Source organism: Allobosea thiooxidans (genome assembly GCF_900168195.1).
GTDB classification, from domain to species: domain Bacteria; phylum Pseudomonadota; class Alphaproteobacteria; order Rhizobiales; family Beijerinckiaceae; genus Allobosea; species Allobosea thiooxidans.
On the sequence record NZ_FUYX01000005.1, the window covers coordinates 263521 to 285377 of the forward strand.

Annotated in this window: 23 protein-coding genes, 1 tRNA gene and 1 pseudogene; 14 read left to right on the forward strand and 11 right to left on the reverse strand. The window is 66.2% G+C overall.

The window, feature by feature from the left end:
• The first annotated feature begins 34 nt into the window (after nucleotides 1–34).
• From B5Y19_RS11755 to denD (B5Y19_RS11780), 7 genes and pseudogenes are all read left to right on the forward strand, one after another.
• Entirely contained in the window at nucleotides 35–874 is an 840-nt protein-coding gene (locus B5Y19_RS11755) for an isocitrate lyase/PEP mutase family protein (RefSeq protein WP_055727253.1), read from the forward strand.
• Complete coding sequence (locus B5Y19_RS11760) at nucleotides 871–1197, forward strand: immunity protein CdiI family protein (protein WP_055727252.1); 327 nt, start codon at nucleotides 871–873, stop codon at nucleotides 1195–1197. Before B5Y19_RS11755 ends, B5Y19_RS11760 begins: the two co-directional genes overlap by 4 nt.
• Nucleotides 1194–1850 (forward strand): annotated as a pseudogene (locus B5Y19_RS26665) (GNAT family N-acetyltransferase); the annotation flags it as partial. The gene B5Y19_RS11760 and the pseudogene B5Y19_RS26665, both read left to right, overlap by 4 nt.
• 147 nt (nucleotides 1851–1997) lie before the next feature.
• Entirely contained in the window at nucleotides 1998–2324 is a 327-nt protein-coding gene (locus B5Y19_RS26670; protein WP_342060154.1) for a GNAT family N-acetyltransferase, read from the forward strand.
• Nucleotides 2325–2337: 13 nt separating this feature from the next.
• Entirely contained in the window at nucleotides 2338–3084 is a 747-nt protein-coding gene (locus tag B5Y19_RS11770; protein WP_055727251.1) for an SDR family oxidoreductase, read from the forward strand.
• 93 nt (nucleotides 3085–3177) lie between these two features.
• Nucleotides 3178–4164 carry a D-erythronate dehydrogenase gene (denD, locus tag B5Y19_RS11775; RefSeq protein ID WP_055727250.1) on the forward strand — a complete coding sequence of 329 codons (987 nt, stop codon included), beginning with the start codon at nucleotides 3178–3180 and terminating at the stop codon, nucleotides 4162–4164.
• Nucleotides 4165–4200: 36 nt separating this feature from the next.
• Nucleotides 4201–5184 (forward strand): D-erythronate dehydrogenase, encoded by a 984-nt coding sequence (gene denD, locus B5Y19_RS11780; RefSeq protein WP_055727249.1) that lies wholly within the window; start codon nucleotides 4201–4203, stop codon nucleotides 5182–5184.
• 116 nt (nucleotides 5185–5300) lie between these two features.
• Here denD (B5Y19_RS11780) and B5Y19_RS11785 read toward each other — a convergent pair whose 3' ends face one another.
• From B5Y19_RS11785 to rplU, 3 genes are all read right to left on the reverse strand, one after another.
• Nucleotides 5301–5996: a GNAT family N-acetyltransferase gene (locus B5Y19_RS11785; RefSeq protein ID WP_079591500.1), complete on the reverse strand. Its 696-nt coding sequence runs from the start codon at nucleotides 5994–5996 to the stop codon at nucleotides 5301–5303.
• 153 nt (nucleotides 5997–6149) lie between these two features.
• A complete protein-coding gene (rpmA, locus tag B5Y19_RS11790; RefSeq protein ID WP_055727248.1) occupies nucleotides 6150–6416 on the reverse strand; it encodes a 50S ribosomal protein L27 in 267 nt (88 codons plus the stop codon).
• 169 nt (nucleotides 6417–6585) lie between these two features.
• Nucleotides 6586–7077 carry a 50S ribosomal protein L21 gene (rplU, locus tag B5Y19_RS11795; protein ID WP_055727343.1) on the reverse strand — a complete coding sequence of 164 codons (492 nt, stop codon included), beginning with the start codon at nucleotides 7075–7077 and terminating at the stop codon, nucleotides 6586–6588.
• Nucleotides 7078–7371: 294 nt separating this feature from the next.
• On the opposite strand from rplU, the gene B5Y19_RS11800 reads away from it, so the two are divergent.
• A tRNA-Ser gene (locus tag B5Y19_RS11800) sits at nucleotides 7372–7461 on the forward strand.
• 307 nt (nucleotides 7462–7768) lie between these two features.
• Here B5Y19_RS11800 and B5Y19_RS11805 read toward each other — a convergent pair.
• On the reverse strand, nucleotides 7769–8809 hold the full coding sequence (locus tag B5Y19_RS11805) for a LacI family DNA-binding transcriptional regulator (protein ID WP_055727247.1): 1041 nt from the start codon (nucleotides 8807–8809) through the stop codon (nucleotides 7769–7771).
• A 141-nt stretch (nucleotides 8810–8950) separates the two neighbouring features.
• Here B5Y19_RS11805 and B5Y19_RS11810 point away from each other — a divergent pair, with 141 nt between their 5' ends.
• The 6 genes from B5Y19_RS11810 to B5Y19_RS11835 are packed head-to-tail and all read left to right on the forward strand — an operon-like array spanning nucleotide 8951 to nucleotide 15654.
• Complete coding sequence (locus B5Y19_RS11810) at nucleotides 8951–10219, forward strand: M20/M25/M40 family metallo-hydrolase (protein WP_055727246.1); 1269 nt, start codon at nucleotides 8951–8953, stop codon at nucleotides 10217–10219.
• Nucleotides 10219–11808 carry an ABC transporter substrate-binding protein gene (locus B5Y19_RS11815; protein ID WP_176168615.1) on the forward strand — a complete coding sequence of 530 codons (1590 nt, stop codon included), beginning with the start codon at nucleotides 10219–10221 and terminating at the stop codon, nucleotides 11806–11808. Before B5Y19_RS11810 ends, B5Y19_RS11815 begins: the two co-directional genes overlap by 1 nt.
• Nucleotides 11805–13112 (forward strand): NAD(P)/FAD-dependent oxidoreductase, encoded by a 1308-nt coding sequence (locus B5Y19_RS11820; RefSeq protein WP_079591502.1) that lies wholly within the window; start codon nucleotides 11805–11807, stop codon nucleotides 13110–13112. The genes B5Y19_RS11815 and B5Y19_RS11820 overlap by 4 nt, the downstream gene beginning before the upstream one ends.
• Nucleotides 13113–13153: 41 nt before the next feature.
• Nucleotides 13154–13822 (forward strand): DUF1028 domain-containing protein, encoded by a 669-nt coding sequence (locus B5Y19_RS11825; RefSeq protein WP_176168616.1) that lies wholly within the window; start codon nucleotides 13154–13156, stop codon nucleotides 13820–13822.
• Nucleotides 13823–13849: 27 nt separating this feature from the next.
• Nucleotides 13850–14791 (forward strand): ABC transporter permease, encoded by a 942-nt coding sequence (locus B5Y19_RS11830; protein WP_079591504.1) that lies wholly within the window; start codon nucleotides 13850–13852, stop codon nucleotides 14789–14791.
• Nucleotides 14788–15654 (forward strand): ABC transporter permease, encoded by an 867-nt coding sequence (locus B5Y19_RS11835; RefSeq protein WP_055727241.1) that lies wholly within the window; start codon nucleotides 14788–14790, stop codon nucleotides 15652–15654. The genes B5Y19_RS11830 and B5Y19_RS11835 overlap by 4 nt, the downstream gene beginning before the upstream one ends.
• An 86-nt stretch (nucleotides 15655–15740) precedes the next feature.
• Here B5Y19_RS11835 and B5Y19_RS11840 read toward each other — a convergent pair whose 3' ends face one another.
• From B5Y19_RS11840 to B5Y19_RS11870, 7 genes are all read right to left on the reverse strand, one after another.
• Nucleotides 15741–16085, reverse strand: coding sequence for a 4Fe-4S dicluster domain-containing protein (locus tag B5Y19_RS11840; protein ID WP_055727240.1), 345 nt, complete (start codon nucleotides 16083–16085; stop codon nucleotides 15741–15743).
• Nucleotides 16082–17692 (reverse strand): FAD-dependent oxidoreductase, encoded by a 1611-nt coding sequence (locus B5Y19_RS11845; protein ID WP_055727239.1) that lies wholly within the window; start codon nucleotides 17690–17692, stop codon nucleotides 16082–16084. The genes B5Y19_RS11840 and B5Y19_RS11845 overlap by 4 nt, the downstream gene beginning before the upstream one ends.
• The gene (locus B5Y19_RS11850; RefSeq protein ID WP_055727238.1) at nucleotides 17689–18426 is read right to left on the reverse strand and encodes an ABC transporter ATP-binding protein; all 738 of its coding nucleotides are present in this window, start codon (nucleotides 18424–18426) and stop codon (nucleotides 17689–17691) included. Before B5Y19_RS11850 ends, B5Y19_RS11845 begins: the two co-directional genes overlap by 4 nt.
• A 2-nt stretch (nucleotides 18427–18428) precedes the next feature.
• Nucleotides 18429–19343: an ABC transporter permease subunit gene (locus B5Y19_RS11855; RefSeq protein WP_079591505.1), complete on the reverse strand. Its 915-nt coding sequence runs from the start codon at nucleotides 19341–19343 to the stop codon at nucleotides 18429–18431.
• 2 nt (nucleotides 19344–19345) lie between these two features.
• A complete protein-coding gene (locus B5Y19_RS11860) occupies nucleotides 19346–20317 on the reverse strand; it encodes an ABC transporter substrate-binding protein (protein WP_079591506.1) in 972 nt (323 codons plus the stop codon).
• Nucleotides 20318–20360: 43 nt separating this feature from the next.
• The gene (locus B5Y19_RS11865) at nucleotides 20361–21035 is read right to left on the reverse strand and encodes a peroxiredoxin-like family protein (protein WP_055727235.1); all 675 of its coding nucleotides are present in this window, start codon (nucleotides 21033–21035) and stop codon (nucleotides 20361–20363) included.
• A 210-nt stretch (nucleotides 21036–21245) separates the two neighbouring features.
• Nucleotides 21246–21827: a HupE/UreJ family protein gene (locus B5Y19_RS11870; RefSeq protein WP_055727234.1), complete on the reverse strand. Its 582-nt coding sequence runs from the start codon at nucleotides 21825–21827 to the stop codon at nucleotides 21246–21248.
• Nucleotides 21828–21857: the final 30 nt, after the last annotated feature.

Consider the following 21857-nt stretch of genomic DNA (forward strand, 5'->3'; position numbering starts at 1 on the left):
GCCTCGTATCCGCCATCATTTGAAACGATTTAAAATGGCACACAGCCCGCAGGTCGAAGCCTTCCGCAAGCTGCACGAGGCCGGCTGCTTCGTGATGCCCAATCCCTGGGATCTCGGTTCGGCTCGCTGGCTGCGCGGGCAGGGCTTCAAGGCGCTGGCGACGACGAGCGCCGGCTTCGCCTTTACGCAGGCGCGCGCCGACCAGGACGTGCCACGCGACATGATGCTCGCCCATATCGCCGAGATGGTGAAGGCGGTGCCGGACCTGCCGGTCAACGCCGATTTCGAGAACGGCTATGCCGATACGCCCGACGGCGTCGCGGCGAACGTCAAGCTCTGCGTGGCGACCGGCGTCGCCGGCCTCTCGATCGAGGACGCGACGGGCCGGGAAGCCGATCCGCTCTACCCGTTCGAGCTCGCGGTCGAGCGCGTCAAGGCGGCGCGCAAGGCGATCGACGACACCGGCTCCGGCGTGCTGCTGACGGCGCGCGCTGAATGTTTCCTGACCGGCCATCCCGAGCCGCTGAAGGAAGCGGCGCGCCGGATCGAGGCCTATGCCGCCGCGGGCGCGGACGTCCTCTATGCACCGGGCCCGAAGACGGCGGCGGATATCGGGACCATCGTGTCGGCCGCCGGCGGCAAGCCGGTGAACGCACTGGTCTATGGCGATTTCGGGCTCTCGGTCGCCGACATCGCGACGGCGGGCGCGCGACGCATCTCGATCGGTGGTGCGCTGGCGCGGGCGGCCTGGGCCGCCTTCATGGAGGCGACCCGCCTGATCGCGGAGGAGGGCAGTTTCAAGGGCTTCGCCGGCAACGGCCCCTCGGCGCCGCTCAACCCGTTCTTCACCAAGGATCTCGAGGCGCGTTCATGACCGGGACGCTGCTGATCGCGCCGGAATGGCTCGGGCGCAGCGGTCTCTGGCAGGTCGATGCGAAGGGCAAGCGCAAGGCGGTCGACGCCGAGGATGTCGGACTTTCGGACGCGCTCGGCGACAGGCTCGAAGCCTGGATGGACGCCTTCGACGCGATCTATGACGAGGACGCTCCCGAGACATCGGATTTCGCCGACCAGGTCGAGCGTATGGCCTGGGAAGCCGAGGGCCACGCCCTTGCCCATGCCATCGCAGCCGAGCTCGGTGCCGGCTGGAGCGTTCAGCAGGATCTGACGGGCTGGCGGGGGAAGGGACCATCATGACGCTCGACTGGAAGGCGCCGCCATTCCCGCCGGCCAAGGTTCTCGAAGGGCAGTATTGCCGTCTTGAGCCGCTCGACGTCGGCAGGCATCTCGATGATATCTGGGCCGCCAATGCCGGCCATGACCGGGTCTGGGACTGGTTGCCCGCCACTTCGCCGAAGAGCAAGGACGAGTATCGCGCCCTGCTCGACTCCATGGTGGCGAAGGTGGGCATCGTCCCGCTCGCGGTGATCGACAAGGCCGACGGAAAGGCCAAGGGCCATCTCTGGATCATGGAGATCCGGCCCGAGCACGGCGTCTTCGAGGTGGGCTGGATCACCTATTCGCCGGCGCTGCAGCGCACGCGTGCGGCGACCGAAGCGATCTATCTCGTCGGCGATTACGGCTTCTCGCTCGGCTATCGCCGCTACGAGTGGAAGTGCAACGACCTCAATCTACCTTCCAAGCGTGCGGCCCTGCGTTTCGGCTTCCATTACGAGGGGCTGTTCCGCCAGCATATGGTGGTGAAGGGCAGGAACCGCGATACCGCCTGGTTCTCCATTCTCGACGGCGAGTGGCCGGCGCGCGCCCAGGCCTTTCGGCGCTGGCTGGCGCCAGAGAATTTCGACGCACAGGGGCAACAGAGGAACTCACTCGGCGTCTTCAACCAGATCGCGGGACAGGCCGGTGCCATCACGCTGCGCCGTGCCGGCTATGCCGACATCCCTGCGATCCTGGCGCTCAAGAACGCCGCCTATACGCCGAACGAGAGCATCATCGGCGTGCCTTCCCTGCCGCGCATCGCCGATTACAGGCAGGTCGTGGCCGAGCATGAGGTCTGGCTGGCGGAGGGCGAGAACGGCCTGGAGGCCGCGCTCGTGCTCGATATCGAGCCGGGAGATTTCACGGTCTGGAGCGTTGCCGTCGCGCCGGAGGCGGGTGGCCGCAAGCTGGGCGCTGCGCTGATGGCCTTCGCGGACGAGCGGGCGCAGGCGCTGGGCTACGGCTCCGTGCATCTCTACACCCACGCCAAGCTCACCCAGCGCATCGGCTGGTATGAGCGCCTGGGCTTCACCATCACGCATCATGAGGACATGGCCGACCGGCGGCTGACCCATATGCGCAAGACCTTTGCAAAAGCCGGCTAAGAAGGAACCGAGCATGGCAGGACGTTTGAAGGGCAAGGTTGCGGTCGTCACCGCCGCGGGGCAGGGGATCGGCCGGGCCATTGCCGAGGCTTTCGTCGCGGAAGGCGCGACCGTCTGGGCTACCGACAAGGACGTCGCGCTGCTGGACGGCATCCCGAAGGCCAAGAAGCGCAAGCTCGACGTGCTCTCGACCAAGGCGGTCAACGCCTTCGCCGAGAAGGTCGGGCCGATCGACATCCTCGTGAACGCCGCCGGCTTCGTCCATCACGGCACCGTGCTGAGCACCGACGACAAGGCCTGGGACTTCTCCTTCGACCTCAACGTCAAGTCGATGCACCGCACGATCCAGGCCTTCGTTCCTGGCATGCTGGAGAAGGGCGCCGGCTCGATCATCAACATCGCCTCGGGCGCCGGCTCGGTGCGCGGCCTACCGAACCGCTATGCCTATGGCGCGACCAAGGCGGCGGTGATCGGCCTGACCAAGGCGGTTGCGGCCGACTACATCAAGAAGGGCGTGCGCGCCAACGCGATCTGCCCGGGCACGATCCAGTCGCCCTCGCTCGATCAGCGCATCAAGGATCTCGCCGCCTCGACCGGCACGACCGAGGCGGCCGCGCGCCAGGCCTTCGTCGATCGCCAGCCGATGGGCCGGCTCGGCACGGCCGAGGAGATCGCCTGGCTCGCGGTTTATCTCGCCGCCGACGAGTCGAGCTACACCACCGGCCAGATCCATCTGGCGGATGGCGGCTTCGCGCTCTGAGCGCGCCCAGGGATGGCGGGCGGTTCTCCGTCCGCCATCGTTCAAGGTCGCGCCCGACAGCGACCCGGCACCAGAACGGATAGGGAGAGCGGCATGCATGTCCTGATCACGGGGGCGGCCGGCATGGTCGGCCGCAAGCTGGCGGAGCGCCTGGCGCGCGAGGGCAGCTGCGCCGGCAGGGCGATCAGCAAGCTCACGCTCTCCGATGTCGTGCCGGCCTCGCTGCCGGCCGAGCTCGCGAACCGCGCGACGATCCGTGTCGAGGATTCGGGTGATGCGGCTGTGGCGAAGGCGCTCGCCGCGCTGCGCCCGGACCTGATCTTCCACCTCGCCGCGATCATCTCCGGAGAGGCCGAGCGCGATTTCGACAAGGGCTATCGCGTCAATCTCGACGGCATGCGCAACCTGCTGGAGGCGATCCGGCACGAGGGCGGTGCGGCCTATGCACCGAAGTTCGTCTTCACCAGCTCGAGCGGCATCTTCGGCGCGCCGTTTCCGCCGTCGATTTCCGATGAGTTCCACGTCACGCCGCTGACCAGCTACGGCACGCAGAAGGCGATCGGCGAATTGCTGCTGGCCGACTACTCGCGGCGCGGCTTCGTCGATGGCGTCGGCATCCGCTTCCCTTCGATCGTGGTCAGGCCGGGCAAGCCCAACGCCTCGGCCGGCGGCTTCTTCTCCGGCATCATCCGCGAGCCGCTGCAGGGCGTGGAAGCGCTCTTGCCGGTCGGCGACGAGGTGCTCTTCACCCATGCCAGCCCGCGTTCGGCCGTCGGTTTCCTGATCCATGCCGCGGGCTTGTCGCGCGAAGAGCTCGGTACGCGCGTCAATCTGACCATGCCGGGCGTCTGCGTCACCGTTGGCGATCAGATCGAGGCGCTCCGGCGCATCGCCGGCGACAAGGCGGTGAAGCTGATCCGGCGCGCGCCCGACCCGGCCTCCTCGGCCATCGTCGCCGGCTGGCCGACCCGCTTCGACGCGAAGCGGGCTCTGGCGCTGGGCTTCACCGCCGAACGCGACTTCGACGAGATCATCCGCGTCCATATCGCGGACGATCTCGGCGGCCATCTTCCGAACTGATACGAAACTTCAGACCGAACTCTCAGGACAGATCCGATGCATATTCTCGTTCTTGGCGGCGCCGGCATGGTCGGGCGCAAGTTCATCGAGCGGCTGGCGCGCGATGGCGGGCTCGGCGGCAAGCCGGTGACCCGCGTGACGGCACAGGACGTGGTCGTTGCCTCGCCGCCGCCGGCCGCGCCCTTCGACTTCGAGACGGTGGTCTCGGATCTCTCGATCGAGGGCGAGGCCGAGAAGCTGCTCGCGACGCGGCCGGAGCTGATCGTCCATCTCGCCGCGATCGTCTCCGGCGAGGCCGAGGCCGATTTCGACAAGGGCTACCGGATCAATCTCGACGGCACGCGCTATCTCTTCGAGGCGATCCGCAAGGCCGGCGACGGCTACAAGCCGCGCCTGGTCTTCACCTCCTCGATCGCCGTGTTCGGCGCGCCGTTCCACGACAAGATCGAGGACGAGTTCTTCACCACGCCGCTGACCAGCTACGGTACGCAGAAGGCGATCGGCGAGCTCCTGCTCTGCGACTATTCGCGGCGCGGCTTCTTCGATGGTGTCGGCATCCGCCTGCCGACGATCTGCGTGCGCCCCGGCAAGCCGAACAAGGCGGCCTCCGGCTTCTTCTCCAACATCATCCGCGAGCCGCTGAACGGCGAGGAGGCGGTGCTGCCGGTCTCCGACCAGGTGCGCCACTGGCATGCCAGCCCACGTTCGGCGGTCGGCTTCCTGATCCATGCCGCGACGATGGACACCGCTAAGATCGGCCCGCGTCGCGCCCTGACCATGCCGGGCTATTCCTGCACGGTGGCCGAGCAGATCGAAGCGCTGCGCAAGGTCGCGGGCGAGAACGTGGTGAAGCGGATTAAGCGCGTGACGGATCCGGTGATCGACGGGATCGTCGCGGGCTGGCCGCGCAACTTCAACCCGCAGCGCTCCGTGGCGCTCGGCTTCAAGGCGGAGTCGAGCTTCGAGGAGATCATCCGCGTGCATATCGACGACGAACTGCACGGGACTTTCGTGAAGTAAGGGGCTACGCGTCCGTCATGGTCGGGCTTGTCCCGACCATCCACGCCTTCCGCCATCGAGGATGGCGTTCAAGGCGTGGATGCTCGCCACAAGGGCGAGCATGACGGCCACAGTTTCTAAGCAGGGCAGGGCTCGCCCTGTTCCTGCTGCCGGCGCGGCGGCATGGTGAGGCTAGGGGCGCCGCGCGCGGGTTCCGGCTCCGGCTCCAATTCCGGGGCATGCGCCCAGCCGCTCGCACTCCAGCTCTTCAGCGCCGCCCAGGTCGAGCGGTCGAGCCGGAACTGCTCGCAGGGGAACAGCCCGCCGCGCGCCGGCAGCGACCTCAGGAACGAACCCTCGGACCGAAAGCCGGACTTCTCCAGCACCCGCCGGGAGGCCGGGTTGATGACGCGCACATTGGTCTCGATCGCCGGAATGTCGACGAGCGAGAACAGGCTGTCGATCAGGCCCTGCATCGCTTCGGTCGCATAGCCTTTCCCCCAATGCGGGGTGCCGAGCCAGTAGCCGACGGAGGGCGCGTCCGCCGCCTGTCTGTGCGCGCTGATCATGCCGATCAGCTCGTTCGGCTTCGAACGCGGGGTGATCGCCAGCGCGAGATGATCGCCCAGCGCATTGCCCTTGCGCATCGCGAAGATGAAGGGCTCCACCGCCTCCGGCGGGTAGGGATGTGGAATCGATGCCGTCATCTCCGCCACTGCCTTTTCGCCGGCCTGGCGAAGGATGGCGGCGGCATCGGCCATGCGGGGCCAACGCAGCCAGAGACGCCGGGTCTCGAGCCGGAAGACATCGTCGCGGGTCAGTTCGGGGAACATTGTGTCTCTCCGTCGGCGCAAACGAAAAAAGGGAGCTGGGACTTTGGTCCCATCTCCCCTCTCGCTGACCTTCGGGAAACCCTATTCGGGCCTTGCCCTTGATCCGTTCGGTTCGATGGAACCGGCGGATCGAGAGACTTCCCTATCCGCCTTTTACTCTGCGGCCTCTTGGGCCGGGACTACGTTCACGAAAGCTCGGCCGAGTTTCGTCGAGAATCGGACGCGGCCGTTCGTCGTGGCAAAAAGGGTATGGTCTTTACCCATGCCGACATTGGCGCCGGCATGCCACTTCGTGCCGCGCTGACGAATAATGATGTTGCCGGCAACGACGGCCTGGTCGCCGAAGCGCTTCACGCCGAGTCGCTTGCTTTCGGAATCGCGGCCGTTACGCGACGAGCCGCCTGCCTTTTTGTGAGCCATAACGCCCTACCTCAAAACTTGTGGTGTCTCTCTAACCCGAATCGAGGGCAAAGACCACCCGTCTCGGATACGAAATGCCGGAGCACCATTCTGTCAGGAGCGACAGATCGAGACCGAAGCCTCGGCGATGATGATCCGGCGCAGATATCGACGCCGGGAAGACCCGACCTCAGGCCTCGGACGCTTCGTCCTTGGCCGCCTTCTTGGCCGGGGCCTTCTTGGCGGCGGCCTTCTTCGGCGCCGCAGCTTCCTCGCCGGCCTCGGCCTTGGCAGCCTTCGGAGCGGCCTTGGCCTTCACGGCGGCCGGCGCGGCGGCGGCATCGCCCTTCTTCATCTCCGGCTTCTTGCCGCCGGTGAGAATGTCGGTGATGCGGATGATGGTCAGCTCGGCGCGGAAGCCGCGCTTGCGCTTCGAGTTCTGGCGGCGGCGCTTCTTGAAGGCGATGACCTTCTCGCCACGGGCCTGCTCGACGATCTCACCGGCGACGGTGATCTCGGAGAGGGCCTTGGCGTCGAGCGTGGTCTTCTCGCCTTCGGTGAGCATCAGCACGGAGCCGAAAGCGACGGTGTCGCCCGGGTTGCCCTCGATCTTGGCAACGGTGATCTTGTCGTTGGCGGCGACGCGGAACTGCTTCCCGCCGGTCTTGATGACTGCGAACATTTTGTCCTCCATGTTCGGCCCCGCCCTGTCATGGCTTCCGGAACGGAGCGCATGCGGGACGGCTTTTTGGCAGTCGGTTGCGTGGTCTGGTTGCTCTTGCCGGCCCGCGACGCATCACGCAGGCCAAAAGAGATCGGGCGCGGGTTTCCCCACGCCGGACGGTGCTCGATAGTCGGGCCGGCGCGACAGGTCAAGCGAAAGCCGCGGGGAACAGTGGATTTCTCACGGTCGAGAGGCTTGCCCCTCGGGCGCGGCTTGTGTAACAAGCGCCTCGCTTCGACCGAAGGCGACCGCGGACAGGTGGCAGAGTGGTTGAATGCACCGCACTCGAAATGCGGCATACCTGCAAGGGTATCGGGGGTTCAAATCCCTCCCTGTCCGCCAGTTTTTTGGCGCTAACCGTATGTATTGGTTGCCGAATCGGGTCTCCCAGACAAGTGGCGCCCCAACGTTCACCCCAACACTCGTTTCCGCCCGCAAACGTTTTGGGTGATGAAGCTTCGGTTACTTACTGAGCAATGCGCTTCCGATTCGCGCCACAAGCAGACATTGAGCCACTGCCCAAGAACAGACATCCGGCAGATTGAGAGAGCTCGAATTCGCGCCGGTGAACGTGACGGCGGTTTTCAAACATTCACCGGTGGCCGTCTCGCGGAGTGCGTGGCGAACCTGTTTTCGCGATCCTGTTCGCTCAGGCGCTACCTCGCTTCACCAGAGCGTAGTCGACGTTCTTGATCTCCGTATCGATGGGCAAGCCCTCGATACGGGAGATCAACATATCGGCGGCCGCCCAACCCATCTGATAGCCTTGGGTCCTGATGGTCGTCAGACCAGGGGGGATTTCGGCCGCGATCTCGAAGTCGCCAAAGCCTGCAACGGCGAGATCCTCTGGCACCCGCATGCCGCGGCGCTGCGCCTCGAACATGACGCCGACGGCCAGAAGATCCGAGGCGCAGAGCACGGCTCGCACGCCGCCGGCATCCAGCAACTGCTGAAGCCCGCTCGTTCCCCCGCGAAAACTCGAGGTGTCCTCCGTCACGTCCGTCGAGAGGGGCGACACCACGATATCGGCGCGCAGCCCTGCCTGACGCAGCGCGTCCAGCGCTCCGTCGCGGCGGGCCTCGTAGCGACGCAGACCGGGCACGGGATAGTCGACATAGCCGATTCGGTCATAGCCTTGGGCAATCAGGTAGCGCGCGATCTCGCCTCCCGCCTCGCGATTTCGAAAACCCGTCGCCATGTCGATGATCGGGCCTTCGGTCTCCCAGACCTCGACCACGGGGAGACCCGAGCCGCGCAGTAGTGCGTAGGTCTCGTCGCTGTGGCGGGTGCCTGTCAGGACAAGGCCGTCGGGACGCCTGCGGATGAAGGCCTCTACCGCCAAGGCTTCGGCATCCAGTGAATAGCCGGTGTTGGTGATCATGAACTGATAGGAGGCCTGCCGAAGTCGATCGGCCATACCCTGGATACTGTTGGCATTGTTCGAGTTGCGCAGGGACGGAACGACGATCCCGATCATGGCGCTGCGACCGGAGGCGAGATTACCCGCAAGCATGTTCGGAACGAAGCCCAGCCGATCGCCTTCGTTCAGCACGCGCTCGCGCGTCGCGGCGCTCACGGCGGACGGGTTCTTGTAAACGCGCGAGACCGTCATGAGCGAAACGCCGGCGGCGTGTGCGACATCGGACATGGTGGCCCAGCCCGGCAATCGCTTCACGGGATCATGGTTCATAGGTGGGCTCTGCTGCACGCCTTTTGAGCATCGTCGAGGCTCGCTTCATCCGCACCCTACTTGACAGGACGCAAAACATAAACCTGGATGTTAGCGGTAACGTTAGCGCTAACATGTGGATTTGCGGTGACCGAACCGGATATGCTGAAGCAGCGTGTGCTCGACTGGATCGAGCGCGATCGCGAGGAGATCATCGCCTTCCTTTCGGCTTTCCTGCAGGCGAAGTCCCCGAACCCTCCCGGCGATACGCGCCTTGCGAGCACCCATGTCGAGCGCTTCCTCGCCGAACATGGGCTGCCTTTCCGCGTGCTGAGTGCTCAAGAACACTTGCCCAACATCGTCGGCTCGGTCTCGGCGGCGCAACCTGGGCGACACCTGGTCCTGAACGGGCACATGGACGTGTTCCCGGCAATCGACGAGTTGCCGGGGCACCGCAGCCAGTGGAGCGGTGAGGTCATCGACGACCGGATCTACGGGCGCGGCGCGGCGGACATGAAATGCGGCACGACGGCCTCGATCTTCACCTATCGCTACCTGGCCGAGCTGATGCCGGAGCTGCGTGGGCGCCTGACGCTGACGGTGGTGTCCGACGAGGAGACCGGCGGCCGCTACGGCACGCGCCATCTGATGGAGACGATTCCCGAGGAGGTGATCGGCGATTGTTGCCTCAACGGCGAGCCAAGCGGGCTGGCCACGCTGCGCTTCGGGGAAAAGGGCGCGCTGCGAATGGCTCTGACCGTCCGCACCCGGGGAGCCCATGGCGCCTACCCGCATCTCAGCGAGAGCGCGATCAAGATCGCCTGCCGCCTGGCCACAGATCTGGAGGCGCTGGCGGAGCTTCAGCCCGAACTGCCTGAAACGGTCAGCGCGGTGATCGCCTCCGCGTCGGCACGGGCGGCGATGAACATCAGCCTCGGCGACGGCGCGGCCGACATCGCGGACCGTGCGACGGTGAACATCGGGGTGATCCGTGGCGGGCTCAAGGTCAACATGCTGCCGGACGAGTGCCTGCTCGAAGTCGAGGTCAGGATGCCGCCCGGCCTGAGCATTGAGCGGGTCGAGAGCGAACTCGCCGGTATTCTCGTCCGCTATCCGATGGTGACGCGCGAGACGCGGCCCGACCACAGCTACCCGTCGAGCTGGTGCGACCCCGAGGGGGACATGGCCGGAATCCTGCGGGCCAACACGCGGCAAGTGACGGGGCGAGAAGCGGTGCCGATCGTCAGTCTCGGCGGCTCGGACGCCCGTTACTGGCGCTGGCGCGGGGTGCCGGCCTATCTCTACGGCCCTTCCCCCAAGACGATGGGCCACCGCGAAGAGCATGTCACGATCGACGAGCTGTTCGCCGTTCTGCGCGTCCACGCGCTGTCGGCAATCGACTATCTGGCAAACGATAATGGAGGGGAATGATGGCTATGGCTCGGGCATATCTCATCGCAGCGGCGCTGCTCGCCGGCGCCGTCCCTGCGGCGGCGGCCAACCTGCCGGCGAAGGAGCGGACGGCGACCATTCTGGTCAGGAACGATTCCGTCGGCTTCGACCCGCACAAGTCGACCGGTCGAGGCGCAGCCGAAATCCTGTTCATGATGGCGGATACGCTGGTCTCGGTCGAAGACGACCAGAAAACACTGCGTCCGCTGCTGGCGAAGTCGTGGTCAGTATCCGATGATGGCCTGACCTACACGTTCAATCTACGCGACGACGTCAAGTTCTGCGACGGCAAGCCGCTCACCGCCGGCGACGTTGTCTATTCGCTGAAGCGCCTAATCGCCCCCGAGACACGCTCCCCAGCGGCCTGGCGCCTCGGCAAGGTCGCCGACATCACCGCCAAGGACGACACGACCGTCATTTATATGCTGAAGGAGCCGCATAACGAGCTCCTGCTGCACCTCGCGCAGAGCTTCGGCTCGATCATCGACCGAGCCAATGTCGGGAAACTGGGCGCCGATTTCGGCGTCAAGGGCCTGAACGGCACCGGGCCGTTCTGCTGGGGCGAGTGGCGTCCGCGCGACCAGTTCGTCGTGACGCGCCATGATGCCTACAAATGGGGGCCGGCGATCTACGACAACAAGGGACCGGCCAAGGTCGAGGCTATCGTCTGGCGCGTCGTTCCCGAGGAAAGCGCGATCCTGGCCGCGATGCAGACGGGGGCGGGAGACATCTCCTACGTGTTGCCGGAATGGTCGATCGATCAGCTCAGCAAGCTGCCGATGCTGACCAAGGCCGAGCCGCGCATCTCGAACTATTCCGCCTATCTCGGCCTGCGTCCGAACCGCAAGATGACGAGCGACCTGCGCGTTCGTCAGGCGATGAACCTGGCGGTCGACCGCGAGGCTCTCGCCAAGAGCATGTGGTTCGGCCAGGCTCGGCCGGCCAAGACGCTGGTCAGCCCCGGCACCATCGACTACTCGGGCGCGACCGAGGCGAGCTACGACCCGGCCAAGGCCAAGGCGCTGCTCGACGAGGCCGGCTGGAAGCTCGGCAATGACGGCTTCCGCTACAAGGATGGCGAGCGGCTCTCGCCTTCGATCCTCGCCGCCGGCACGGCCGGGTGGCGTTCCCGTCTCGAGGCGATCCAGGGCTACATGAAGCAGGTAGGCATCGACCTGAAACTGCTCTTGGTCGAGCCCGCCGCCGCGATGGCGCAGATCAACACCTCGCCGGACTTCGATGGCTATGCGCTGTTCTCGCCCTACGCCACGGCCGGCGAGGTGCTGATGATGTTCCATTCCGCGAACGTGCCGGCGCCGAACCGCTTCAACTGGAAGGACAAGACCACCGACGACCTGCTCGCGGCCGGCCAGACCAGCCTGGATGCAGCCAAGAAGGCCGAGGCCTATGCCGCCGTCCAGAAGATCGTGGCGGACCAGGCTCTTCTGATCCCCCTCGTGCATGAGCGCCTGTTCCTGTTCTCGACCAAGCGGGTCAAGGGCGTCGACGTGCACGGGATCTACAACAGCGCCGTCTACAAGGGCCTGGACATCGAGATCGCCAAGTGAGCGACACTGTGCTGGCCGACGGCTTCAAGGCCGAGCCGTATTGGTGGGAGGCCGTCCCCCGGGGCACGGCCGCTCGCCAGGCTATCCCAGCCGAAGCCGACGTAGTGATCGTAGGCTCCGGCTATGCCGGCCTCTCGGCGGCGATCCCGCTGGCGCGCGCCGGCCGCGGGGTCGTTGTCATCGAAGCCCACAGCGCTGGCCACGGGGCCAGCACGCGCAGCGTGGGCATGATCGGCGGCCGGTTGCGGCAAAGCTACGTCGCGCTGGCCAAGGACTTCGGGGCCGAAAAGGCCCATGCGCTGCTCAGCGAGACCTGGGACGCCTATGGCTGGTTCCGCCGCTTTGTCAGCGATGAGAACATCGATTGTGACCTAGCGCTGTCCGGCAGGCTGATCTGCGCCTGGACCGCTAGGGACATGGAGATGCTCAAGCGCCAGGCAGCTTTCCTGACCGCGACGTTCGGCATTCCGGCCCATACCATCGACAAGGACTGGTTGCCCGCGCATGTGGTGACCGATCTCTATCACGGCGCGATGATGCTGCCCGAGGATGGGGGTATCGACCCTGCGAAGTATCATCGTGGTTTGCTGCGCCTTGCGCGCGCACACGGCGTCCAGGTCATTGAACAGACTCCGGTGACCGAACTTGTCGAGAGCGGCAAGGCGACGTCGGTCGTGACGGCCGCGGGCACCACCCGCGCCCGCGACGTCATCCTGGCGACCAATGCCTATACCGGACGCGAGCTGCCCTGGTATCGTCGCCGCGTCATCGCCGTCGGGAGCCACATGATCGCGACCGAACCGCTGGCGGCGGGCATTGTCGAGGGCCTTTTACCCGGGGGGCAACTCGTCAACGATACGCGCAAGCTCGCATTCGCGTTTCGCGCCAGCCCCGATCGGCGGCGCCTGCTCGTCGGCGGAAGGGCGCTGCAGGTAGACCGCGTCGACCCGGTCGCTATCGCGCGACGCCTTAAGCAGGTGATGGCGCAGTCCTTTCCCTCGCTTGCCGAGACTCGCATCAGCCATGCCTGGGAAGGCCGTGTCGGCTTCACTTTCGACCGCATCCCGCACATCGGCCGGCGGGGGAACATCCATCATGTGCTCGGTTGCAACGGCTCGGGCATCGTGATGGGCAGCTATCTCGGCCGCCGCACGGCGGAGCTGCTGCTCTCCGGTCAATCGACGAGCCAGTTCGCCCAGCAGGAACTGCCGAGCCGTCCCTACTACAACGGCGTCCCCTGGTTCATGGCCCCGATGACCATGGCCCTGTCGCTGCAGGACAGGGCGAGGTCCTGGTTCGGCTGATCGCACCGAGTTCAACTCAGGAGAACGAGATGACATTTTCTTTGATCGCCCGTGACGAAAAGACGGGCATGTTCGGCATCGGCATCGCCACTTCCAGCATCGCCGTCGGAAACCGCTGCCCTTGGGCCCGCGCCAGGGTCGGTGCCGTGACGTCGCAGCACCGTAGCGACATCCGGCTTGGTCCGAAGGGGCTCGACTTCCTTTCCGCCGGGCTCAGCGCCGAGGAGACCGTGCGCCGCCTCATCGACGAGAGCGAATTTCCTGATCAGCGGCAGGTCGCAGCGATCGACCGGAACGGCGGGACGGCGTTCTATACCGGCCCGAAGATCCCCTCGATCAATTCGGGCTACCAGGGTGTCAATTGCGTCTCGACCGGCAACGTCATCGCAAACCCTGACGTGCCCAAAGCGATGGTCGAATTTTTCGAGGGCGCCGCTGGGGTACCGTTCGTGGAGAAGCTGCTGGGCGCGATCGATGCCGGCCTTGCCGCCGGTGGCGAGACCCAGCCGATCATGTCGGCTGCTCTCCTCGTCGTCGACGAGCAGGACTGGCCGCTGGTCGATCTGCGCGTGGACCTCGAGCCGGAGCCGCAAGCCAAACTGCGTCAACTTTGGGAGGCCTATGAGCCGCAGCTCGAACACTTCATCGTGCAGGTCCTGCGCCCGAACGACGTCAAGCCTCGCAAGGCTCCCGAGCCGGTTCAGGCCTGATCGCAAGCGAGACCGAAAGGCAGCCCCATGCTGAGATACACGGCGCAGCGCCTGCTGTTTGCGGTACCGGTAATTTTCGGCGTCCTGCTGATCGGGTTCGCCCTGCTCAACCTCGTTCCGTCGGATCCGGCGACCGTGCGCGCCGGGCCGACCGCCAGCGCCGCGGTCATCACCCAAATCCGAAGTGAAATGGGGCTGGACCGCCCGCTCTGGGAGCAGTTCCTGCGCTATGTCGGCAGCATCATGCAAGGTGATCTCGGCACATCGTTGGTCAACAACATGTCGGTGGCGGAAGAACTGTCCCGTTCGTTCCTGGCGACGCTGGAACTGATCGCCCTCTGCCTGGTCTGGGCCGTGCCGCTGGCGATACTGCTCGGCGTTGCCGCTGCCGTATCAAGAGGCGGCTTCCTCGATCGGCTGATCATCAGCGGGGCCGTCGCCGGCATTTCCCTCCCCGTCTTCCTGATCGGCATGGTCCTGCTGTGGATATTCGGCTTCCAGCTGCAGTGGCTGCCCTTCACCGGGCGCGGCGGCCCGCTCTGGACTCTCGACGGCTTTCGCCATGCCGTTCTGCCATCGCTGTGCCTGGGCCTGATCTTCGTCGGGCCGGTCGCGCGGATCACGCGCACCTCCATGCTCGAGGTGCTGGGTGCGGACCATATCCGGACGGCGCGCGCCAAGGGATTGGAGGAGCGCCTGATCGTTGGACGCCATGCGTTGCGCAACGCCATGATCCCGGTGACGACGCTGATCGGCCTCCAGATCGGCTATCTCATGGGCGGCGCCATCGTCACGGAGACAATCTTCTCGTGGCCGGGCGTCGGCCGCCTTGCCGTGGGCGCGATCGTTGCCAACGACCTTCCCGTGGCCCAGGGCGCGATCATCGCCCTGGCCCTCGGTTTCATCGCGATCAACATCATTGTCGATCTGCTCTATGCCGTGCTCGATCCGAGGATTCAGGCCCGATGACGCTGGTACCGGGCTCCGCTCTTCCGCAGAGCAACCATGCGCGGCTGCTGCGACGTCTCGCGGCCGATCCGCTCGCCGCCGCCGCCCTCGGCACGCTCGTCATGCTGGCAGCCGGGGCGGTGTTCGCATCTGTCCTGGCGCCCTACGATCCGCTTCGGATCGAGATGACGCGGGTAATGCAGCCCCCGAGCGCGGCCCACTGGTTCGGCACCGATGGTCAGGGGCGAGACATCTTCAGCCGCGTGCTGTTCGGCCTCCGGCTCACCGGCCTGATGGGCTTTTGCGCGATCGCCATCGGCGGCGCACTGGGCACCGCTGCGGGAATGCTGGCGGCATTCTATCCCCGGCTCGACGGGCTGATCATGCGCCTTATGGACGTGCTGCTCTCATTCCCGGCCATTCTGTTCGGGCTGGCGATAGCCGCGATCATTGGCGCCGGTACGCTGTCCGTGATCATCGCGTTGGCGATTTCCACCATCCCGCTCACGGCGCGCATTGCTCGCGGCGCGGCGCTGACGGTGATCGCACAGGACTATATAGCCGCCGGACGGGTCATCGGTCTCACGGACACGGGTCTGCTGGTTCGCTACATCCTGCCGAATTGCCTCTCGACCATTGTCGTCTTCCTGACCCTTCGGCTCGGCCAGGCCATCCTCCTTGCGGCCTCACTCGGATTCCTTGGGCTCGGCACCCAGCCACCGACTCCTGAGCTTGGGACAATGGCGGCTCAAGGCATCAATTTCTTCTTCTTCGCGCCCCATGTCGCGATCATTCCGAGCCTTGTGATCTTCGCTCTCGTTCTCGCCACCAACGTGCTGGGTGATTTCCTGCGCGACATCCTTGATCCAAGGCTTCGCGGGTAGACCAACCTCAGGCTAGCTACAGCCGGTAAGGTCAGCGCCAGTTGCAGACATTGGCTAGTGACCGGGAAGCGGACATTCCAAACAGCCTATCGAGCAGCCTCCGCCGCTCTCCGGAAGACCGTCTCCATGAGCCACTGCTCGTTCGGATAGTGGTCCTGCCACTCGTCCCAGCCGGAATCGCGCCGATATTGGCCGAGCAGGCCCGATGCAATGACGGCAGCCGGATCCGCGGGCTCAGCATGATAGGCGTTGGGGCCGACATAGAGCGCGTCGGCGGTGCAATAGAGCTCGCACATGAAGCAGGTCTGGCAATCGTCCTGCCTTGCGATCACGGGCGGTCCGGCCTCCATCGGCTCGAAGACGTTCGACGGGCAGACCTCGACGCAACGGTCACAGGCCGTGCAACGCTCGGAGACAATGAACTCGATCATGCGACGCTTTCGAAGGGGCTCGTGGCGGCGGTGGCTTGCGGTCGAACCGTGACCGTGTCGAACCCGCCGGCGATCAGCCGCACAGCGAGATCGGGGTCGAGCGTGGGATGGTCCAGGCGCCGATGCATCCCGCGCGTCTCGGTGCGTGCTTCCGCCGAGGCCACCGACCAGCGGGCCGAAGCGACCAGAGCGGTGGCCTCGCGCAGGGCGAGTGCGGCCATCCCGTTGCTTGCGGCATGTGTTGCGAGATCGGACCACACGGCGTCCAGCGTTCGGCGCGAGGCCGCCAGGCCCTTGCCGGTCCGGAACAGGTTCTTGTCGTAGGGGTGCATTTCGGCGCGCACGGCGTCGACTGCCTCGGCAGCGCTGACGGGACGGGGGCGCCCGGAGGCTCTCAGCCCGGTACGGCCAAGCGCCGAGAGCCCGCCGAAACCGGCTGGAACACGACGGGCCCTGCGGGCCGCGGCGCGCCCGGCCCAGCTGCCGGAAGAAAGAGCCCAGGCGGAGTTGACGTTGCCGCCGCCCGAGCTCGCCCCGGCCACGAGCTCGCGGCTCGCCGTATCGCCGGCGACATAGAGGCCCGGTACTCCCGTGCCGCAATCCTCGCTGCGGACCCTGACGCCGCCGATGCCGCGGATCGTGCCGTCCGTGTGGAGGGTGACCTCGAAGCGCTCTCGAAACGGGTCGATTCCCCAACGTGCGAAGGGCAGCATGACGTTCGGGGAGATGGTCGGCAGATGGCGCTGCACATCCTCCGGAAGCCGTGCCAGCGAGCAGTAGATCGGACCTGCGAGCAAGGCCTGCGCCAGCCGTTCGGTCTGGTCGGGCCCGAATGGCGCGTCGATTTGACGGCCATCGGCGTCGAAATAGTCGGCGAAGGCGTAGGACATCGTTCGGGTCATGGTCGAGTGTTGCGGCGCGACCGTGTAGGCAGCTGTGAACTCCATGCCCGAGAGTTCGGCGCCGGCCTCGGCCGCCATCAGGTAGCCGTCGCCGGTGTTGTTGCGCGAGCCGAGCAGATGGGAACGGAAGCTCGTGCCGCCCGCTGCCAAAACCACGGCCCCGGCCGCGATACGCCATGGTGAGCCGCCTCGCTGGGTGCGGATGCCGGCGGCGCCGCCAATCGCGCCATCGGCATGGGCGAGCAGTTCCAGCGCGGGAGAATGGTCGAGGACCACGACGCCGAGATCCACGATCTGCTCGCGCAGCGCGCGCATGTATTCGGGCCCGCGCAGGGCGCGGTAGTTCCGCACCTTACCCTGGTCGTCCTTCGGGAAATCGTAATAGGGCGCCAGCGTCGGCAGGAGCCGCCAGGTCTCGTCGAGAACGCGCCGCATCCAGTGGGGCTCGCCGAGCCCGAAGGCGATGCGCTGGCGCTGGGCGATCGCATTGGCGCGTGCCTCGGGCGGATCTGGCGGAGCCCACCAATGGCCGGGGCCAGCGGCCGCTGTGGCGCCGCTGGTGCCGCAATAGCCCTTCTCGACGAGGACGACATGAGCGCCCTCGCGCGCCGCAGCGGTTGCCGCCCAGGCGCCCGCCATGCCGCCGCCGATGACCAGTACGTCGGCGACGAGCCCTTCTTCTTCGCCGTTTCCGATGCGGCTCATGCCGCCCTCCGGCCGGCGACGTCCTCGCTGACGCCGAGCAGGTCGAGCAACTCGCCCCGCAGCGCCGCGAAGACTGGATTGTCCAGGCGTCGCGGCCGGTCCAGCGTGACGGGGATGCTGCGGGCGATGACGCCCTCCCGCATCACCAGCACGCGGTCGGCGAGCAGCAGCGCCTCCTCGACGTCATGGGTGACGAGCAACACGGCACAGCGTCGGCGCTGCCAGAGCTCCGCGACGAGGTGCTGTGCCTTGATCCGCGTCAGCGCGTCGAGCGCACCAAAGGGCTCGTCCAGCAGGAGCAGGTCCGGATCGCGGACGAGGGCGCGGGCGAGCGAGGTGCGCTGCGCCTCGCCGCCGGAGAGGACCTTCGGCCAGACGTCGGAACGATGCGAGAGACCGACCTCGGCCAGTGCCGCTTCCGCCCGGCCTCGGTGATCGCCGCCCGGCAGGCCGAGCGTGACATTGCGCCAGACGGACTTCCACGGCATCAGGCGCGGTGCCTGGAAGGCGACGGCGCGCCGCCGCGGCACGCGGACCTCGCCCGTGATGCCATGGTCGAGATCGGCGAGGATCCTGAGCAGCGTGCTCTTGCCGCAGCCGCTCGCGCCGATGAGCGCGACGAACTCGCCTTTTCGGATATCGAGATCGAGTGTGTCGATGACTGCCCGCTCGCCGAAGCGGCGGGTCAGTCCGCGCACGCGGACGGCGAGGTCATGATTGTCGCGGCCGCTCATGGTCAGGCTCCGGAAAAGGCCGGGCGCCAGGCGAGCAACAGCCGCTCCAGCAGCCGGACGATGAAGTCGACGATCAGGCCGAGCAGCGCGTAGACCACGAGGCAAACGACGATGACGTCCGTCTGGAAGAACTCGCGGGCATTGTTCATCAGGTAGCCGACACCGGCCGTCGCGTTGACCTGTTCGCCGAAGACCAGTGCCAGCCAGGCGACGCCAAGCGAATAACGCAGGCCGACCAGCGCATTGGGCAAGGCGCCCGGCAGGATGACATGGCGGATCATCGCCGGGCGGGAAAGGCCGAGTGTGCGCGCCGCCTCGACCAGCGTCTGGTCGACATTGCGGATGCCGGCATAGACGTTGAGATACAGCGGGAAGGCCGTCGCAAGCGCAATGTGCGCGACTTTCGGCGCCTCGCCGATGCCGAACCAGATGATGAAGAGCGGGATCAGGGCGATGTTCGGCACCGTGCGCAGCATCTGCATGGTGGAATCGACCAGGTCCTCGCCAAGCCGGAACAAGCCCGAAATCACGGCAAGCGAGATACCGATGGTGCCGCCGATCGCGAGGCCCGAAGCGGCCCGGCCGAGCGAGGCCAGGATCGCGGCTTGCAGCTCACCCGTGGCCCAGAGCGAAGCCGCGCTCGACAGCACGGTGGCCGGGCCGGCGAGCACCGTCGGCGGCAGCACGCCGGTGACTGACAGCACATGCCAGAGCGCGACCAGCAGGACAGGCCCGATCGCCCGGCGCAGCGGCCGTGGCAGGCCGCGTCGTCTCTCCGCCTCGGGCTGGACCAGGACGAGCTCCGGCGCGTCTGCGACCGAGACGGGCTGGTGCGTCTCGGCCCGTAGCTTCGGCACGGCCCGGCCGCGCGTCGGCGACGGTGCCTCACGGGAAAGGGTGGCGACTCCGCTCGTCACGATCAGGCCCCGACTGCCAGATCGCGGTAGAGGTAGTCGCGGAAGTCGAACGCGCCGTTCAGCACGCCGACCGAGGTCCAGGTGTCGAAGGTCTTCTTCAGCCGGCCGGCAAATTCTTCGTCGATCTTCAGCCGGCGGTAGGGCACGTCGTCGTCATAGACGGCCAGCGCCGTCTCCTCGTCCTGCTTCGCATAGGTCTTGTACCAGGCGATGTGGTCCGCCTTCTTTTCCCGGCTCCAGCGATAGCTGCGCTCGATCCGGTCGGCATAATCGGCGATGGCCGCGACCTTCGCCGGATCCTGCAGGGCGCTGCGGGCCGCACTGAAGACGAAGAGTCCGGAATTCACATCCTCGCCGTTCGACAGAACGCGCGCGCCGAGCGTGCTGCGGATGCGGGCGCCGTAGATGCCCCAGGTGGCCCAGGCGTCGATGCTGCCGGCAGCGAAGGCTGCACCGGCATCGACCGGGTTCAGAAAGGCCAGCTTCACATCACTTTCGGTCAGCCCGGCCTTGCGCAGTTCCCCGACGACGAGGAAATGCGCGACGCTGCCGCGCGTGGTCGGCGAGATGGTCTTGCCCTTGAGATCGGCGACCGATTGGGCCGTGCTTCCCTTCGGGACATAGAGCCGCGTACCCTTGCCGCCATTGCCCCAGGCCGCGACGACGGCAATCTTCGAGCCGCCGGCGATGGCGCTGACGGTCGGTGAATCATTGGCGGCGCCGATATCGATCGCTTCCGCCTTGAGAGCCTCGTGAAGGTGGAAGGCTGCCGGATAGGCCGACCATTCGATCTTGTAGGGCACGTCGGCGAGCAGGCCGGCCGCCTGCAGCTTGCTGCGGTGCTGACCGACCTGATCGCCAATGCGCAGCGTGACCTTGGAAAGGTCGGGCGAGGCGCCGCGCGCCACGGCCGGAGCGACGACGCCAGCGGCCGCGAGGGCCAGAGTGAAGGATCGGCGGGTGACAAGTGGCATGTCTCGTGCTCCTGAAAATCTCTGCCGGGGCTATGGCGCTCTGTCAGGCGACCTTGCGGTCCCCAGTCGCGAGCGCATCGAGCGTCGCCAGGATCGGTCCGGCTTCCGTGCGGTCCATCCAGTCGGGGCTGATGTCGGCGAAGCGGACGATGCCTTCGCGGTCGACGACCAGCACGGACGGCATGGGCAGCTCCCAGGTGCCCGTCCCGGTGACGTCGCTGATCGGCCTACCCGCTGCGATGGCGGCTGCGCGCGAGGCCTCGTCATATTCGTAGGTGACGCCGAGGCGCGCCGCGAGCGCGTTGCCCGGATCGGAGGCCACCGCGAAGGACAGCCCATGCCGCTCCCGGATCTCAACCAGCCGGTCCGGGACCTGCGGGCTGACCGCGACCAGCCGCGCCCCGCGGGCATGCACGCCCGGTGCCAGCTCCCTATCGTAGTGCGGCAGGGCGATGTTGCAGGCGGGGCAACCGGCGAAGCGGAAGAAAATCAGAACCAGCGGCCCTTCGGCGTGCAGCCGGTCGAGCGCAACGGGCCCGTCAGCTGCATCGATCAGCGTCGCCTGGCCGATCGCATCGCCGACCTGCACCCGGCGCCTGTCGCCGAGTTCCGCCACCAGTCGCTGGCGCTGCTCGCGATTGACCCGCAGCGCATCGGGCGACCAGCTTTTTTCCCGCTCCGCCTCGAGCGACTGGAACTTTTCAATGAGGGAAGACACTACAAGAAACTCCAGATTTCGAAGATCATGATCAGATAATATTCGACAATAAGTCAACGAAACTGAATTATTTATTCTCTAGGAATCATAGAATTATGATCCATATATTTTGATATATAGAGTATTTATTACGCCGCACTACAATCAGATAATGTTACAAAAATCACATTCACCTTTCCGCGGATGCGGCATCCGACACGTTCGTCCGGATCAAGCTCCAGTGAAGAGCCAGAGCCCGCCGAGCGTGGTCAGTCCGCCGAAGATGCGCGCGGCGATGAGCCCGTTGCGAGAAAGCTGCCTGCCGGCAAGCCCGATGCCGAGGCCGGCGGCATGCAGCAGGGCCGTCGCAAGCGCAAAGCCGGCCATGAAGGGCAGGCTCGTCGCGGAGCCCAGTTCGCCGCCGTGGGCATAGCCATGGAACAGGGCGAAGAAGCCGACCACCGCCATGCCGACAGCCACCGGCAGCCGCAGGGCGGTGAGCGCGAGCAGGCCGAGCACCACGACCGAGGCCGCGATAGCCGGCTCGACGAAGGGCAGTCCGATGCCGGCGAGCGCCGTCACGAAGCCAACCATCATCGTGACAACGAAAGCCGCCGGAATAGCCCAGATGGCATGGCCGCCGACGACGAAAGTCCAGAGCCCAACGCCGATCATGGCCAGGATATGGTCTGCTCCGAAGAGCGGATGTGAGAGACCGGCAGCAAAGGAGCCGTGCTCGGCCGGGTTGAGATGGGCGAAGGCCGGGCTCGCGGCCGCAACGCTCAGGATCAGGGCGATGCACAGTCTCTTCATGGCAGCCTCTACATTCGGAAATTCACGGGA

Bases quoted from the DNA above. Each gene is read 5' to 3' on its own strand.
- B5Y19_RS11760 (WP_055727252.1), top strand. From the start codon at position 871: ATGACCGGGACGCTGCTGATCGCGCCGGAATGGCTCGGGCGCAGCGGT.
- B5Y19_RS11755 (WP_055727253.1), top strand. From the start codon at position 35: ATGGCACACAGCCCGCAGGTCGAAGCCTTCCGCAAGCTGCACGAGGCC.
- B5Y19_RS11770 (WP_055727251.1), top strand. From the start codon at position 2,338: ATGGCAGGACGTTTGAAGGGCAAGGTTGCGGTCGTCACCGCCGCGGGG.
- B5Y19_RS11810 (WP_055727246.1), top strand. From the start codon at position 8,951: ATGCTGAAGCAGCGTGTGCTCGACTGGATCGAGCGCGATCGCGAGGAG.
- B5Y19_RS11840 (WP_055727240.1), bottom strand. From the start codon at position 16,085: ATGATCGAGTTCATTGTCTCCGAGCGTTGCACGGCCTGTGACCGTTGC.
- B5Y19_RS11870 (WP_055727234.1), bottom strand. From the start codon at position 21,827: ATGAAGAGACTGTGCATCGCCCTGATCCTGAGCGTTGCGGCCGCGAGC.
- denD (WP_055727249.1), top strand. From the start codon at position 4,201: ATGCATATTCTCGTTCTTGGCGGCGCCGGCATGGTCGGGCGCAAGTTC.
- rplU (WP_055727343.1), bottom strand. From the start codon at position 7,077: ATGTTCGCAGTCATCAAGACCGGCGGGAAGCAGTTCCGCGTCGCCGCC.
- B5Y19_RS11850 (WP_055727238.1), bottom strand. From the start codon at position 18,426: ATGAGCGGCCGCGACAATCATGACCTCGCCGTCCGCGTGCGCGGACTG.
- denD (WP_055727250.1), top strand. From the start codon at position 3,178: ATGCATGTCCTGATCACGGGGGCGGCCGGCATGGTCGGCCGCAAGCTG.
- B5Y19_RS11805 (WP_055727247.1), bottom strand. From the start codon at position 8,809: ATGAACCATGATCCCGTGAAGCGATTGCCGGGCTGGGCCACCATGTCC.
- rpmA (WP_055727248.1), bottom strand. From the start codon at position 6,416: ATGGCTCACAAAAAGGCAGGCGGCTCGTCGCGTAACGGCCGCGATTCC.
- B5Y19_RS11815 (WP_176168615.1), top strand. From the start codon at position 10,219: ATGGCTATGGCTCGGGCATATCTCATCGCAGCGGCGCTGCTCGCCGGC.
- B5Y19_RS11860 (WP_079591506.1), bottom strand. From the start codon at position 20,317: ATGCCACTTGTCACCCGCCGATCCTTCACTCTGGCCCTCGCGGCCGCT.
- B5Y19_RS11785 (WP_079591500.1), bottom strand. From the start codon at position 5,996: ATGTTCCCCGAACTGACCCGCGACGATGTCTTCCGGCTCGAGACCCGG.
- B5Y19_RS11835 (WP_055727241.1), top strand. From the start codon at position 14,788: ATGACGCTGGTACCGGGCTCCGCTCTTCCGCAGAGCAACCATGCGCGG.
- B5Y19_RS11830 (WP_079591504.1), top strand. From the start codon at position 13,850: ATGCTGAGATACACGGCGCAGCGCCTGCTGTTTGCGGTACCGGTAATT.
- B5Y19_RS11845 (WP_055727239.1), bottom strand. From the start codon at position 17,692: ATGAGCCGCATCGGAAACGGCGAAGAAGAAGGGCTCGTCGCCGACGTA.